The organism is Halosimplex rubrum, from assembly GCF_013415885.1.
Taxonomy (GTDB): domain Archaea; phylum Halobacteriota; class Halobacteria; order Halobacteriales; family Haloarculaceae; genus Halosimplex; species Halosimplex rubrum.
On the sequence record NZ_CP058910.1, the window covers coordinates 1,468,791 to 1,484,221 of the forward strand.

At 70.3% G+C, this 15,431-nt stretch carries 9 protein-coding genes; 6 read left to right on the forward strand and 3 right to left on the reverse strand.

Going from position 1 to position 15,431, the window contains the following annotated elements:
- Positions 1 to 2: 2 nt before the first annotated feature.
- Positions 3 to 683, reverse strand: coding sequence for a uracil phosphoribosyltransferase (gene upp, locus HZS55_RS07250; RefSeq protein WP_179911032.1), 681 nt, complete (start codon positions 681 to 683; stop codon positions 3 to 5).
- Between the two features lie 143 nt (positions 684 to 826).
- On the opposite strand from upp, the gene uvrB reads away from it, so the two are divergent.
- The 6 genes from uvrB (at position 827) to HZS55_RS07280 (ending at position 12,805) form a co-directional block, all read left to right on the forward strand.
- A complete protein-coding gene (gene uvrB, locus HZS55_RS07255; RefSeq protein WP_179911033.1) occupies positions 827 to 2,890 on the forward strand; it encodes an excinuclease ABC subunit UvrB in 2,064 nt (687 codons plus the stop codon).
- 235 nt (positions 2,891 to 3,125) lie between these two features.
- Positions 3,126 to 4,379 (forward strand): sensor histidine kinase, encoded by a 1,254-nt coding sequence (locus HZS55_RS07260; protein WP_179911034.1) that lies wholly within the window; start codon positions 3,126 to 3,128, stop codon positions 4,377 to 4,379.
- A 215-nt stretch (positions 4,380 to 4,594) separates the two neighbouring features.
- The gene (locus HZS55_RS07265; RefSeq protein WP_179911035.1) at positions 4,595 to 7,153 is read left to right on the forward strand and encodes a ribonucleoside-diphosphate reductase subunit alpha; all 2,559 of its coding nucleotides are present in this window, start codon (positions 4,595 to 4,597) and stop codon (positions 7,151 to 7,153) included.
- A gap of 25 nt (positions 7,154 to 7,178) precedes the next feature.
- Complete coding sequence (locus HZS55_RS07270; protein WP_179911036.1) at positions 7,179 to 8,174, forward strand: ribonucleotide-diphosphate reductase subunit beta; 996 nt, start codon at positions 7,179 to 7,181, stop codon at positions 8,172 to 8,174.
- A 161-nt stretch (positions 8,175 to 8,335) separates the two neighbouring features.
- Complete coding sequence (locus tag HZS55_RS07275) at positions 8,336 to 11,149, forward strand: PQQ-binding-like beta-propeller repeat protein (RefSeq protein WP_179911037.1); 2,814 nt, start codon at positions 8,336 to 8,338, stop codon at positions 11,147 to 11,149.
- Between the two features lie 144 nt (positions 11,150 to 11,293).
- Positions 11,294 to 12,805 (forward strand): aryl-sulfate sulfotransferase, encoded by a 1,512-nt coding sequence (locus HZS55_RS07280; RefSeq protein WP_179911038.1) that lies wholly within the window; start codon positions 11,294 to 11,296, stop codon positions 12,803 to 12,805.
- 45 nt (positions 12,806 to 12,850) lie between these two features.
- On the opposite strand, the gene HZS55_RS07285 is transcribed toward HZS55_RS07280, so the two are convergent.
- Positions 12,851 to 13,915, reverse strand: a complete 1,065-nt coding sequence (locus HZS55_RS07285; protein WP_179911039.1) for a DUF7350 domain-containing protein — start codon at positions 13,913 to 13,915, stop codon at positions 12,851 to 12,853.
- Between the two features lie 111 nt (positions 13,916 to 14,026).
- Complete coding sequence (locus HZS55_RS07290) at positions 14,027 to 15,337, reverse strand: DUF7405 family protein (RefSeq protein WP_179911040.1); 1,311 nt, start codon at positions 15,335 to 15,337, stop codon at positions 14,027 to 14,029.
- Positions 15,338 to 15,431 lie beyond the last annotated feature (94 nt).

The window sequence follows — 15,431 nt, forward strand, 5'->3', positions numbered from 1 at the left end:
TCCTACTCCGTCGTCCGGAACGCCCGGTCGCCGGCGTCGCCGAGTCCGGGCACGATGTAGCCGTCCTCGTCGAGTTCGTCGTCGATCGCGACGGTGAGCAGTTCGGCCTCCGGGACGGCCTCGCTCACTTGCAACAGCCCCTCCGGGGCGCTCACCGCCGAGAGGACGAACAGGTTCTCGGGCTCGGGTTGGCCCTCCAGTACCCGCTCCAGCACGGCGCACATCGTCGACCCCGTCGCCAGCATCGGGTCGGCGACGATGACGGTGTCCTCGGGCTCGATGTCCGGGAGCTTCACGTAGTCGACGGAGATGGGGAACCGCCCGGACTCGTCCATGCCGGCGGCCTCGTCGCGACTGGCGGAGATGACGCCCTGGCGGGCGCGGGGGAACGCCTTCAGCAGCCCCTCGACGAACGGCGTCGCCGCGCGGAGCACGTTGACGATGACCACGTCGTCGAGGCCCTTGACGCGCTGGCCCATCGTCTCGGTCAGCGGCGTCTCGACGGCGACGTACTCCGTCTCCATCGCGCCGTCGATGATCTCGTAGCCGCAGATCCGGCCGAGCTTGACGAGTCCCTTCCGGAACTCCACCTGTTCGGTCTTCACGTCGCGCAACCGGGTCAACACGTCCGTCGCGAGCGCGTGAGTGATCAGGCTCGCGTCGCCGCGGTCTTCGATCGCCATACCCGCGAGTGGGTTCGGCCCCGTCAAATATCCACCGCGCGAGGCGTCGTCGGTCTCGTCGCCGGTGAACGCGGGACGAGAGCGGAGGGCGCCTCGCCGGTCGGACCGCGCTCCTCAAGTTCGTCCGACCCTACCTCCGGGTAATGAGCGACACCGAGGGGCCCCTGTCGCCGGACAGGCCGGACGCCGAAAGCGACTTCCGCGTCGACGCGCCGTTCGACCCGGCGGGCGACCAGCCCGAGGCGATCGAAGGGCTCGCCGCGGGCTTTCGCCGGGGCATGGACGAACAGACCCTGCTCGGCGTGACCGGGTCGGGCAAGACCAACACCGTCTCCTGGGTCGTCGAGGAGACCCAGATGCCGACGCTCGTCATCGCCCACAACAAGACGCTGGCCGCCCAGCTCTACGAGGAGTTCCGCGAGCTGTTCCCCGACAACGCCGTCGAGTACTTCGTCTCGTACTACGACTACTACCAGCCCGAGGCCTACGTCGAACAGACCGACAAGTACATCGAGAAAGACGCCTCCATCAACGACGAGATTGACCGCCTGCGCCACTCCGCGACCCGCTCGCTCCTCACCCGCGACGACGTGATCGTCGTCGCCTCGGTGTCGGCCATCTACGGCCTGGGCGACCCGCAGAACTACGTCGACATGAGCCTCGAACTGGAGGTCGGCCAGGAGATCGACCGCGACGAGGTGCTCAAACGGCTCGTCGACCTCAACTACGAGCGCAACGACGTGGACTTCACGCAGGGCACCTTCCGGGTGCGGGGCGACACTCTGGAGATCTACCCGATGTACGGCCGCTACGCCGTCCGCGTCGAGTTCTGGGGCGACGAGATCGACCGGATGTTGAAGGTCGACCCGCTGGAGGGCGAGGTGGAATCGAGCGAGCCCGCCGTCCTCGTCCACCCGGCCGAACACTACTCGATCCCCGAACAGCGCCTCCAGCGCGCGATCGCCGAGATCGAGGAATTGAAGGAGGAGCGAGTCAGGTACTTCGAGCGCAACGGCGACGCCGTCGCCGCCCAGCGCATCGACGAGCGCACCACCTTCGACCTGGAGATGATGCGCGAGACGGGCTACTGCTCGGGCATCGAGAACTACTCCGTCCACCTCTCCGAACGGGAGTCGGGCGACGCGCCGTACACCTTGCTGGACTACTTCCCCGAGGACTTCCTCACCGTCATCGACGAGTCCCACCAGACGATCCCCCAGATCAAGGGCCAGTTCGCGGGCGACCGCTCCCGCAAGGAGTCGCTGATCGACAACGGGTTCCGGCTCCCGACGGCCTACGACAACCGCCCGCTCACCTTCGAGGAGTTCCAGGACAAGACCGACAAGACCCTCTACGTCTCCGCGACGCCCGCCGACTACGAACGCGAACACAGCGAGCAGGTCGTCGAGCAGATCGTCCGTCCCACCCACCTCGTCGACCCCGCGGTCGAGGTCTCGCCCGCCGAGGGGCAGATCGACGACCTCATGGACCGGATCGACGGTCGCGTCGACCGCGACGAGCGCGTGCTCGTCACCACCCTGACCAAGCGGATGGCCGAAGACCTGACCGAGTATCTGGAGGAAGCGGGCGTCGCCGTCGAGTATATGCACGACGAGACGGACACGCTCGAACGCCACGAACTCATCCGGTCGCTCCGGCTGGGAGAGATCGACGTGCTCGTCGGGATCAACCTCCTCCGGGAGGGCCTGGACATCCCCGAGGTCTCGCTGGTCGCCATCCTCGACGCCGACCAGGAGGGGTTCCTGCGCTCGGAGACGACGCTCGTCCAGACGATGGGCCGCGCCGCGCGCAACGTCAACGGCGAGGTCGTCCTCTACGCCGACGACCCCAGCGACGCCATGGAGTCGGCCATCGCCGAGACCAACCGCCGCCGGGAGATCCAGGAGGCGTACAACGAGGAACACGGCTTCACGCCCACGACCATCGACAAGGAGATCGGCGAATCGTCGCTGCCCGGGAGCAAGACTGACACCGGCGACGCCGCCTCGCTGGCGCCCGACGACGACGAGGAGGCCGCCCGCGCCATCGAACGACTCCAGGAGCGCATGGAGGACGCCGCCGACAACCTGGAGTTCGAACTCGCCGCCGACATCCGCGACCGCATCCACGAGCTCCGCGAGGAGTACGACCTCGCCGGCGGCGACGACGAGGAGGGCGTCGTCCCCGAACCCGTCGACGAGTTCTGAGGACCACCGGTCCCGGCACGCGAAGGCGTGTGACACGCCGCCGTGATCCTGGACGTGGGTGTCCCGTACGAACGACTCGGCCGGACCCGCCTGTTTTCAGAGAAGATACTCGCGCTCCGTCGTCGGGTGCCGTATCGATCGATCCGATCTACGGCCCCCACAGCCGACGGTCCTGTGGTGTGTGGGTGGATACCATTCCGACGGTTATTTATCATAATTTGATAAACGAACACGTATGACAGGGGACGCGTCCGCGGAGGCCGGGGGCTTCCCGCGACAGGTGGTCGGTTCGGCCGCACTACTGACGGTCACGATGGTCGCAGAGGCGATCGCCCGTGCGAGCGGATGGGGGCAGTGGACAGGCGGTGGGGCGCTGGTGTTCACGGGGGAGTTCCTGGTCGGTGTCGTCACGACGATCCCGTTCCTCGTCGGGATCGGGTACGTCGGGTACCGACTCCCGGAGGGCGACCTGGACCCCGAGCGATACCCGCGGGTCCGGCGGTGGTTCGTCGGGTCGGCCGTCGCGTCCGCGGTCTTCAATCTCGTGCTCATCGCCGTGATCGGGACCACCTCGGTCGGGATGTTCGTCGCGTGGGTGCGCTGGAGCGCGGCCGTGGGCGCCGGGATAGGGTTGGCCGTCGGCCTCTCCGAGGCGAAGGCCATCCAGCGGTCGGTCGACGCGGCCCGCGCCGAGTTCCGCGCCGAGCATGCCGCCAGTCAGCGGGACTTCCTCGACTATCTCAACGGGCTACTCAGACACGAGATCCTGAACGCGACGCAGGTCATCTCCGGGAACGCGGAGGTGTTGCGCAACGACCACGACCCCGGGACAGCCGCGCACGACCGCGGCACGACGATCTACCGCCAGAGCCAGGACGTGACGGAGGTGATCCAGAACGTCCGGGAGCTCCTGCACGCCACGTGGACCGAGAAACCCCTCGAATCGGTCGACGCGGCGTCGGTCCTGCGCGCCCAGATCGAGACGGCCGACTCCCGGTACGACGAGGCGACGTTCGAGGCGGACGTGCCCGAACGCGCACTCGTCGAGGCGAACCCGTTGCTGGGACGCGTGTTCGGCAACCTGCTGGCGAACGCCGTCGAACACAGCGACGGTCCCGTGTCGGTGTCGGTGACGATGGCCGTCGCCGACGACGAGGTATCCGTTCGCGTCGCCGACGACGGCCCGGGCGTCCCGCAGGGCGAGGTCTCCGACCTGTTCGACCGCCCGGACACGCTCGCCGTCGACCACGGCATCGGTCTGTACCTCTCCGCGAAACTCGTCGAGCAGTACCGCGGCACGATCGACCTCGCCGAAAACGGCGGGGACGGCGCCGTCTTCCGCGTCCGCCTCCCCAGAGCCACCGACGACACCGCCGTGGACCCCGCCGAACCACGTGACCCCGATATCACACCCGCGACGCCCCTCGGATCGGTCGACCGCAGCGGCTCACCGACCGCCCCTTCGGACGGCCACCGCCGGACCGACTGAGCGACCACCCCGCCGACCGCCGGATCCAACGCTACCGGGGCGTAATACAATCTAAATTGTCTTAGTGCAAGCGGTGTTGGAAAGCTTTATTCGGGCGGGGCCGGTCAGGAACGAACGCACCGCGAGCGGCCGTATTCGGCGGTTTCGGGCGGGATCGCCCGGGTAGCCGAGCGGCCGCGTGTGCCGCTTTGCCACCGAACAGTGGCGACACTACCATGAGTACGCTGACAGCGCAGTCGACGATCCGCTCCGTCCTGGAGCGCGCACGCACAGGCCACGAAGACATCATCGACGACGAGACCCTCGACGAGCTCGTCGAATCGGTCGAACGCTCGCTGTACGACGGCGTCGACGCCGACGACCGCGACGAGGGCATCGTGGGGGAGCTGACCGCCCGCATCGAGCGCCACCCGGCCTACGACGACGCGGCCGCCCGCGTCGCCCGCCGCAAGCACTTCCGCGCCGTCACCGGCGAGGACCCGCCCGGCGACGGCTGGGCGCTCCCCGCCGACGAGGACGGCCGAGTCACCGACGACGCCGACCTCGACGACGACTACGCCGACGCCTACCGCGAGGCGTTCGTCGAGGGGATCGAGCAGGGGGTCCGCGCCGACATCGTCGACGAGCGACTCCTGACCTACGACCTGGCGGAGATGGCGGCGGCGATCCGGCCCGAGCGCGACGAGCGCTTCGACCACATCGCCGTCGACACGCTCGCCCAGCGGTACTTCCTCGACGACGACGGCGACCCGCTGGAACTCCCACAGGCGTTCTGGATGCGCGTCGCGATGGGCATCGCCCTGCGCGAACCCGTCGACGACCGCGCCGACCGCGCACGCGAGTTCTACGAACTGCTCTCGACGCTGCGGTTCGTCCACTCCTCGCCCACGCTCTTCCACGCGGGCACCACGCACCCCCAGCTCGCCTCCTGTTACGTCACGACCGTCCCCGACGACCTGGAGGGCATCTTCGACGCCTACAAGTCCCACGCCAAGCTCTCGAAGTGGTCCGGCGGCCTCGGAACCGACTGGACCCCCGTCCGGGCGTCGGGCTCGCTCATCGAGTCGACCGGCGTCGAGTCGACGGGGACCGTGCCCTTCCTCAAGATCTCCAACGACGTGACCGCCGCGATCAACCGCTCGGGCAAGCGCCGCGGCGCCGCCTGCGCCTACATGGAGCCGTGGCACCTGGACTACCCCGACTTCCTCGACCTGAAGCGCAACACCGGCGACGAGCGCCGGCGCACCCACGACATGAACACCGCCGCGTGGGTGCCCGACCTGTTCATGAAACGGGTCGCGGCGGACGAACAGTGGACCCTCTTCTCGCCCGACGAGGTCCCGGACCTCCACGAGGCTCACGGCGAGGAGTTCGAGGAGCTGTACCGCGAGTACGAACGGAAGGCCGACGCGGGCGAACTGCGCCAGTACGAGCGCGTCGACGCCGCCGACCTCTGGCGCGACACCCTCACTCGCCTCTTCGAGACCGGCCACCCCTGGATCACGTTCAAAGACGCCTGCAACGTCCGATCGCCCCAGGACCACGCCGGCACGATCCGCTCGTCGAACCTCTGTACCGAGATCACGCTCAACACCTCCACCGAGGAGACCGCCGTCTGTAACCTCGGCTCGGTGAACCTCTCGGAGCACGTGACTGGCGCGGCGCGAAGCGCCGCGGAAAACGCGAGCGGTGAAACCGCGAGCGACGGCATCCAGCGCGAGAAGCTCGAAGACACGGTCGAGACGGCGATGCGGATGCTCGACAACGTCGTCGACCTGAACTTCTACCCGACCGACCGCTCGGCGGACTCGAACATGACCCATCGACCCATCGGGCTGGGGATGATGGGCTTCCACGAGGCGCTGATCGAACAGCGCGTCCCGATGAACTCCGAGCGGGCGGTCGCGTTCGCCGACGAGGTCACCGAGTTCGTCGCCTACAACGCCATCCTGGCCTCCTCGAAGCTCGCCGCCGAGCGCGGCACCTACGACAGCTACGAGGGGTCGAAGTGGGACCGCGGCCTGCTCCCGCAGGACACCGTCGACCTGCTGGAAGCGGAGCGCGGCCGCGAGGTCGACGTCGACGTCGAGGAGCGACTCGACTGGGACCGGGTCCGCGAACACGTCGCCGAGCACGGCATGCGCAACTCGAACACGATGGCCGTCGCGCCCACGGCGACCATCTCGACCATCGCCGGCACCTCCGCCTCGATCGAGCCGCTCTACTCCAATCTCTACGTCAAGTCGAACATGAGCGGCGACTTCACCGTCGTCAACGACGACCTGGTCGCCGACCTCGAAGGTCGGGGCCTGTGGACCGACGAGATCCGCGACCGGATCAAGTTCCACGACGGCTCGGTCCAGGAGATCGCGGAGATACCCGACGACCTGCGGGAGCTCTATCGCACCGCCTTCGAGGTCGACCCGCGCCACCAGCTCCGCCTCTCGGCGGCCCGCGGCGTCTGGATCGACCAGAGCCAGAGCCACAACGTCTTCTTCCCCGAGACCGACGGGAGCCTCCTCGCCGACGTGTACGAGACCGCCTGGGATCTCGGCCTGAAGACGACCTACTACCTGCGGACGCTGGGCGCCAGCCAGTTCGAGAAGTCCACGCTCGACATGGGCGAGTACGGCCGCACCCAGACGAAAGAGCGCGGCGGCGACGTGGCCGACGGCGACGGGAGCGCGAGCGACGAGTCGGCAGGCGCCGACGGGGACCGCGCCGACGGCGACCTGCCGAGCGTCGAGGACCCGACCTGCGACGCCTGCCAGTGAGACCGAACTCAGGGAGATATCCACGATGCCGATAACCTACACGACGGACAACGACACGCACGACCCGAACAAGATCCTGCCGATGGACTACGAGTGGGCCCGCGAGTACTACCAGTCGGGCGTCGCCAACAACTGGACGCCCGAGGAGATCCCCATGGGCGAGGACGCCAGACAGTACGAGGACGGCACGCTCACGGAAGCCGAGAAGGACCTCGTCGAGTGGAACCTCGGCTTCTTCTCGACCGCGGAGTCGCTGACGGCCAACAACATCGTCCTCGCGGTCTACGATTACGTCACCGCCCCGGAGTGTCGCCAGTACCTGCTCCGGCAGGCCTACGAGGAGGCCGTCCACACGGACACGTTCATCTACTGCTGTGACTCGCTGGGGTTCGACCCCGAGTACCTCTACGGCATGTACGACCGCATCCCCGCCATCGAGGCGAAAGACGACTTCGTCGTCGACCTCACCCGCGTCGTCGACGACCCCGACTTCACCATCGACGACGACGAGGACGTGCGAGCCTTTCTCCGGGACCTGATCGGCTTCTACGTCGTCATGGAGGGCATCTTCTTCTACGCCGGGTTCGCGATGATGCTCGGGCTCAAACGCCAGAACAAGCTGACCGGTATCGGCCAGCAGTTCGAGTACATCATGCGCGACGAGTCGCTGCACCTGGGGTTCGGCGTCGACCTGATCGACCAGATCCGGACCGAGACCGACGCCTGGACCGACGACTTCGAGGCCGAGGTGATCGAACTGGTCCGCGAGGCCGTCGAGCTGGAGGCCCGCTACGCCCGCGAGGCCTGCCCCGACGAGATTCTCGGGATGGGCCCGGAGCAGTTCGCCGAGTACGTCGAGTACGTCGCGGACCGGCGGTGTTCGCAGCTCGACCTCCCCGAGCAGTACGGGACGGACAATCCCTTCGACTGGATGTCCGAGGCCGCGGACCTCAACAAGGAGAAGAACTTCTTCGAGACGCAGGTGACCGAGTACCAGAGCGGCGGGCAACTGGAGTGGTGACGGCCGTCGACGGCTGACTGGCGGGTGCGCCCGGCCGTCCACGACGGCCGCGGGGCGAGGCGAAGACGCCCGACCGGGGCCGTTCGGTCGCCTGCGCTCGCAAGCGGCGTGCGACAAGATATTTGACGGGCCCGGACGACTCCCCTGCAGAGGTCCGCTGGATGGACGATACGACCCCGCACTCAGACACGACACGCCCCGCACCGACGCGGCGGCGCTTCCTCGCCGGCCTGACCGCGGCCGGCGTCGCTGGTTCGACCCTCTCTGCCGTCGCCGGCGAACAGGTCCCGGCCGACCGCGCTCCCGCCGACCGCGCGGCGGACGCGGCCGCCTCCCGCAGGTGGCCGATGTTCGCTTTCGACGACGGCAACACCGGATACAGCGGCGCGAACGGACCGAACGACGGTATCGCTGTCCGGTGGGACCGGGCGATCGGCGCGACCGGCGAGCCGACGTTCGACGACGTCCGCGCGTACGTCCGGAGCGCCGACGGCAGTCTCTACGCGCTCGACCGCGCCTCCGGGGAGACGCAGTGGCGGTACGGGACCGACGGCGACGGCGGGTCCCCGGCGGCGGCCGCCGTCTCCGACGGGACCGCGTTCATGGACGACGGCGCCGCGGTGCTGGCGGTCCGGACCGCCTCTCAGGAGCGATACTGGCGCACCGAGGTCGACGGCGCCGTCTCGGCGCCGGTCACCGTCACCGACTCGCGCGTCCTCGCGGGGACCGAGGCGGGTACCTGCTACTCGCTCGGTCGCGACGGCGGCGCCCGCAGGTGGACGTTCGATGCGGGCGACCCGATCGCGGCGGCGCCAGCACGCGGCCCGAAGCGCGCCTTCTTCGCGACGGAGACGGGCACCGTCGTCGCCCGCGAGTCCCAGGCGGGGAGCCCCCGCTGGGAGTTCGAGGCCGACGATCCGACGGAGGACGTGCCGCCCGTCGTCAGCGGCGACCAGGTGTACATCGGTGACACCGGCGGGACGGTGTACGCCATCGACAGGGTCGACGGCGAGGCCCGATGGCGAGCGGACGTGGGGGGCGCGGTCGTCGGCGGCGCGACCGTCGCGCGCGACACCGTGTTCGTGGCGACGGCCGACGGGACGCTCCACGCCCTGAACGCGATCGGCGGGGACGAGCGCTGGTCGGTCGACCTCGGCTCGCCGGCGAGTCGCAAGCCGATCGCCACGGACGAGACCATCTACGTCGCGACCGCCGAGGACACCGTCTACGCGTACCTGTGGGGCGGCCGCAACGAGGGCACCGAGGCCTGGCGGGCCGACCTGCCGGTCGACGACCCGTCCCTCTCCGTGGTCAACGACATGGTCGCGGTCGTCGGCGGCCTCTACGTGGCCGTCGAGAGCGGCTCGCAGACCGTCATCGACCGCGCGTCGTTCGACGCGGTGACGACCCGGTGGACGTACGCGACCGACGGCACCGCGACCGGGTCGCCGGCGCTCACCGACGACGCGCTCTACACCGCCGACGACACGCAGGTCTGTTACGCGCTGGACCCGGCGGAGGGCGGCGAGCAGTGGCGGTACGAGGCCGACGCCGACCTGACGGGGCCGGTCACCGACGCCGACGGCGTCTACCTCGGCGCCGCCGACGGCACCGTCCGCGCTCTGGAAACCGGCGACGGGACCGAACGGTGGACCTTCCCGCCCGACGAGGGCGAAGTCGGCCCGATCCCGGCGCCACCGGTCCAGTGGTCGGACCTGATCGTCGCCCTGGACTCCGGCGGACGACTCTACGGGATCGACCGCGCGGAGGGAACCGAACGGTGGACCGGCCGCGTCGACAAGGGCGGAACCAGTCCGGCGGTGGGCGGCGACCGCATCTACGCGAGTTCGCCCAGCGGCGTCGTCTCGGCGTTCGACGCCGCGAGCGGCGAGGAGCTGTGGGGCTTCCGAGCGGGAGGGACTGCCGCGGCCCCCGCGGCCACCGCCGACACCGTCTACGTCGGCAACAGCAACGGCCGCTTCTACGCGGTGAACGTCGAGAGCGACGACGGGGCGACGGAACGCTGGTCGAGGGATCTCGACGCGGCGGTCAGGGCGGCGCCGACCGTCGCCGGCGACACCGTCTACGTCGGGACGGTCGCCGGGACGCTCTACGCCTTCGATACGAAAGGGAACCGCCGATGGCGAGCCGAGGCCCGCGGGGCGATCCGCGCCAAACCCGGCGTCGCCGGCGACCTCGTGACGGTCGGCAGCGAGAACGAGAGCATCTACGCGTTCGACGCGGCCGACGGGAGCGAGCGGTGGGCCTACGACACCGCCGCGCCGCTGCGGACGACCGCCGCCTTCGGCAACGACACCGTCTACCTCGCCAGCGCCGAGATCGCCGCGCTCGATCCGCCAAACACCGTCCAGACGCCGACTCCCTCGGCGACCCCGAGCGACACCGCGACCCCCACGGCGACGCCGACCGACACCCCGACGGCGACACCGACGGACACACCGGGCACCACGCCGACGCCCACCGACACGCCCGCGGGGACGACGCCGACCGACACCCCGACGGCGACACCGACGGACACACCGGGCACCACGCCGACGCCCACCGACACGCCCGCGGGGACGACGCCGACCGACACCCCGACGGCGACGCCAACCGAGGCGCCGACCCCGACCGACGCGCCGAGCGGGAGCACCGTGACCCCGACTGGGACGGCGACGCCCACGACGACGTCCGGCGGTGCGACCGGACCGACGGTGACGCCGACCGAGGCCCCGACACCAACGGCGACGACCGGCGGCGGTGGCGGCGCCAGCGGCGGCGGCCCGCTGGACGGCTTCGACGTGGAACCCGACTGGCTCCCGTACGCAGGTGCGGGAGCCGTCGCCGCGGTCGCCGCGCTCGGCGCCGCAGTCAAGCGCTTCGGCGGCGGCGGCAACGGCGGCACCGGCGGTACCGGCGGCAAGCAGGCCGACGCCCTGAACTGGGGCGGCGGCCTCGACGACGACGACAACTGACCGGTCCGCCGTCTCTCCGAGCCCGCTCTCGCCCCGGGAGCCGTCGCGCCGTCCGACGGGGTCGCCGACCGGGGAGGACCACCGGCACCGACCCGTCACGGACCCGAAAGCTTATTCGCGAACGAGGCGGAGAAACGTGCCACGATGGACGTATCGCGCGGCAGCGCTCTGGTCTTGCTCGGCGTCGGCCTCTTCGTCGCGACGATGGTCGTCGGCGCCGCGACCGCTCCCTCCGGGTCCGCCGGCGGCGTCGACGCCCCGGCGACCCCCACGCCCTCCTCGGACGACACCGCGGCCCCGTCGGACCCCGACGCCACGGCCGCTCCGTCCGGCACGCCCTCGTCCGACGAGCCCCAGACGCTCGTCGGCAACCAGGGCGGCTGGGTGACCCACGGCAGCGTCGTCGCCTTCGACGGCCGGTCGGTGGCCTGGCGCAACACGCAGGCCGACGGCTACTTCGAGGTGAGCAGGCTCGACAACGGGAGCGTCCTCGCCGCCTTCGCCAACGAGAGCTCCGAGGACTGTGGCGACCGCTCGGCCCCGTGCGCTCGGACGGGCTACCGGGTCATCGAGCCCGGGAGCGGCGAGATCCTCTCGGAGTACAGCTTCCCGGTCGGCTCGATCACCAACAGCGAGGTCCACGCCGCCGACGCCACCGGGTCGGGCGGCATCGTCTACACCGACATGGACGCCGAACGGGTCGTCGTGGTCGAGAACGGCACCGAGGTCTGGGAGTGGCGCGCCAGCGAGCGCTACGAGGCGCCCGACGACCCGACGAGCCGCGACTGGCTGCACATCAACGACGTGGACTCCATCGGCGACGGGCGCTTCCTCGTCTCGGTACGCAACGCCAACCAGCTCCTGATCGTCGAGCGCGGCGACGGCGTCGTCGAGGTGATCAACGAGGACGACGGGACGAGCGACGCCAACTGTCTCAAGAGCGGGCGGCTCACCGACGCCGACGGCGACGGCGACGTGCGCTGTGGCGACCCGAGCGTCATCAAGGAGCAGCACAACCCGCAGTGGCTGGGCGACGGCGCGGTGCTGGTGGCCGACAGCGAGAACGACCGCGTCGTCGAGCTCCACCGCACCGACGACGGCGACTGGGAGCCCGTCTGGGCGGTCGACCGGGCCGGCGGTATCGCCCTCACCTGGCCCCGCGACGCCGACCGCCTCCCCAACGGCAACACGCTGATCGCCGACTCGCGCAACCGGCGCGTGATCGAGGTCAACCCCCAGGGCGAGATGGTCTGGAACGTCTCGGTCGGCGCCGCCGCCCGGAGCGGCCCCGGCATCGTCTACGAGGCCGACCGGCTCCCCTACGGCGAGTACGCGGGCAGCTACGACGGCGGTTCGACGCCGACCGACGGCACCGCCACCGCTACCGCCACCGAGGGCGGGACCGCGACGCCGACGAAGACGCCCCTACCGCGGATGACCGCCGCGAACGGCTCCGCGGCCCTGACCGCCCCGGACGACAAGATCCCGCTGCTCTCCGAAGCGGTCGCCGGTCTCCAGGGCACCTTCGCCTGGGTCCCCATCTGGTTCGGCGAACTCCACCTCGCCGCGACGGCGCTCGGACTCGTGTTCGTCCTCGTCGGCGGCGTCGACCACCTGCTCTCGGCCCGCGGCGTCTCACTGCCCGGCCGGGAGTAGCGAGCGGACCCCCACTCCCCGAGCCGCACTTTCGAACTCGCGGACCTATTCACCCACCGTCAGCGACAGCTCGTCGAACGACAGGAACGCGGTCTCGTAGCCCTCGTGGCGGGCGATCTGCGGGACGGCGTCGACCGAGAGCGTCAGGTCGTCGCCGGACTCCACGTCCGCGACGGCGCCGTAGTGATACCCCAGGTCGGGGTCGACGGTGGGGGTGAGCGACCCGTCGTAGCGGGTCGTCCCGTCGCGCGTGACCGTCGCCGACAGCGACGCCTGCGGGATCGGATTACCGTTGTACGGCGTCCGCATCGAGACTGCGAGATACGACCCCTCGCCGTCCACGCCGGCCGGCGGCGACTCCAGTCGCGCGACGACGAACCGGGCGTCGCCGCTGGAGCCCTCGCCGACGACGGTCCCCGGCATCTCCCCGGGTGCGGGCGTCGCGGAGACGGGCATCATGTCCATCGACATGGGGTCGAGCGCGTCGCGCTCGCCCTGCCGGTCGGGCAGCGTCTCGTAGGAAATCTCCTCCAGCGCCGACTGGGAGAACTCCAGGGAGAACGAGGCGTTGCCCAGTTCATCGAAGCGGCCGTCGAAGGCGCCCGCGCGACGGGTCGGGAGCGGCGGGACCGTCACGTCGACGTCGTAGGTGCCCGCGCCGTCGAGTTCGAGGTTGTCGCCGGCGTGGACGCCCATGTTCTGGGAGAGCATCGGCCACAGCGACTTGCCGCTGGTGAGCGTCTCGCCGTCGAGCGTGATCGTCGCCGTGACCGAGCCGTGCGGGAGGACGGTCTCCGTCTCAGGGTCCCAGACGGTCGTCATGAGGTGCAGCGAGTCCGACCCCTCGATCTCGACCTTCTCGGTGCTGTCACCGCTGACGAGCCAGAACCGATGGGGGTAGCTGTAGGTCAGTGCGACTCGGAAGTCGCCGGCGGATCCCATCCCGACCATCTCCATCCCCTCGACGTGGCTGGGGACGTAGACGGCGTCGGGCCGGTCTTCGACCAGCGGCGGCGACCGCGCCGAGCGGGTCTGAAAGAGCGACCGACACCCTGCGAGCCCCACCGACGCCGCGGCGGCGCCCGCGGCGAGGAAGCGTCGTCTGTGCATGTCCGGCCCTAATCGCTATGCGCAAAAGCGGCTTCTGGTTGGGTTCTCGAAAGCGCCGACGCGTCGGAGCGCGCCGGCGGTCGCTGCTAGGACTGCGGCCGACGTGGCCCGTCACTCGCCGGGGCGGGGCGTCGGGAGCGCCCGCGACTCCCGTGGCGGGAGGAGGTAGTTGCCCCGCCGGCGGACGTTGATGTACTGGAGGATGCCGTTGTTGGCGCGCTGGCCGACGGCGCCCTCGGCGGCGGCGTCGGTGCCGTTCATCGCCTCGCGGGTGCCGACGAAGTCGGCGATCGACTCCTGCAACGCGAGGAAGTGCAGGCCCGCGCGGTCGCCGTCGGTCGAGTCGAAGTCCCGGCGGAGCATGACCGGGCGGCCGTCCTCCCGGGCGCGGGCGTTCTTCTGGGCGTGGCCGACGACCCCCTCGCGGGCGTCCTCTTCGACCGTCTCGGCGCAGCCGCCGACGCCGCTGGAGTTCCCGAGGTTCTCGCCGGTCCCCTCGATCGCGCCGTTCTCGGCGTGGGCCGGACAGAACATCGACGCCTCGCGGTGCTCGCGGCTGTCCTGCTCGTACCACTGGGTGAGGTTGAGGTCCATCGAGGAGACGTGCTGGGTGGTGCCACCGGCGAAGGGGCCATCGGCGATGGTGACCCGGTCCTCGGTGGCCTGGGTCTTCTCGAAGCCCGACTCGAACCCCATGTACAGCGGCGACTCCTCGGGGACTGGCTCCGAATCGGGGATCCCCGCCACGTCCTGGTTGTCGGCGGGGAGGCCGTCGCCGATGAACCCGGTCCGGCGCGCGCGGCCGTCCTCGGCGAGGGCGGCCCGCTCGAAGACGCCGTCGAAGGTGGCGTCCATCTCGCGACCGTTGACGGACGAGCGCTCGCCGAGCAACCCTTCCTCGGCGGCGAGGACGACCGAGCCGTAGTCGCTGGCGAGGTGGACGACGGCGTCGGGTTCGTCCGGGACGGGGTCCTCGAAGGGCGCGAGCGCCTCGGGCGCCGGCAGGTCGACGCTCTCGGGCAGTCCCCCCTCGAAGCGCTCGAAGTAGGCGGGGGCGTAGCCGATCGTCGAGAGGAGGCCGATGTCGCCGTCGTCGGTATTGGGCGGGTAGGCGCGTTCGAGCGACCGGAGGGCGGTCTCGACGGTCTCGCGATCGGTCCCGGTGGGCGTCCCGTCGCCGGCGTAGTCGAGATAGACCAGGAGGTGGTGTTTCGGCGGGACGTGGTTGCCGTGGTCGTCGGTGCGGAGGGCGTCGTTCCAGGCGTGCTGGCGGCGGGGTAGTCCCGAGAGGTCGTCGGGTCCCTGCGGGAGGTCGGGGCTCTCCCGACCGAGACAGGCCGACAGCGCCGCGGACCCGCCGATGGCGACGGCGGCCTTGACGAACTCCCGGCGCGAGACCCCGCGCTGGCGACTGGGTGGCATCGGCGACACTAGCGACCGGTCGGACAAGGGGGTTCTGGTCGGGCAGTCGAAAGCGGCCGGGGTCGACGGGCGCGGGTCCGAGCCCCGCCCGGTC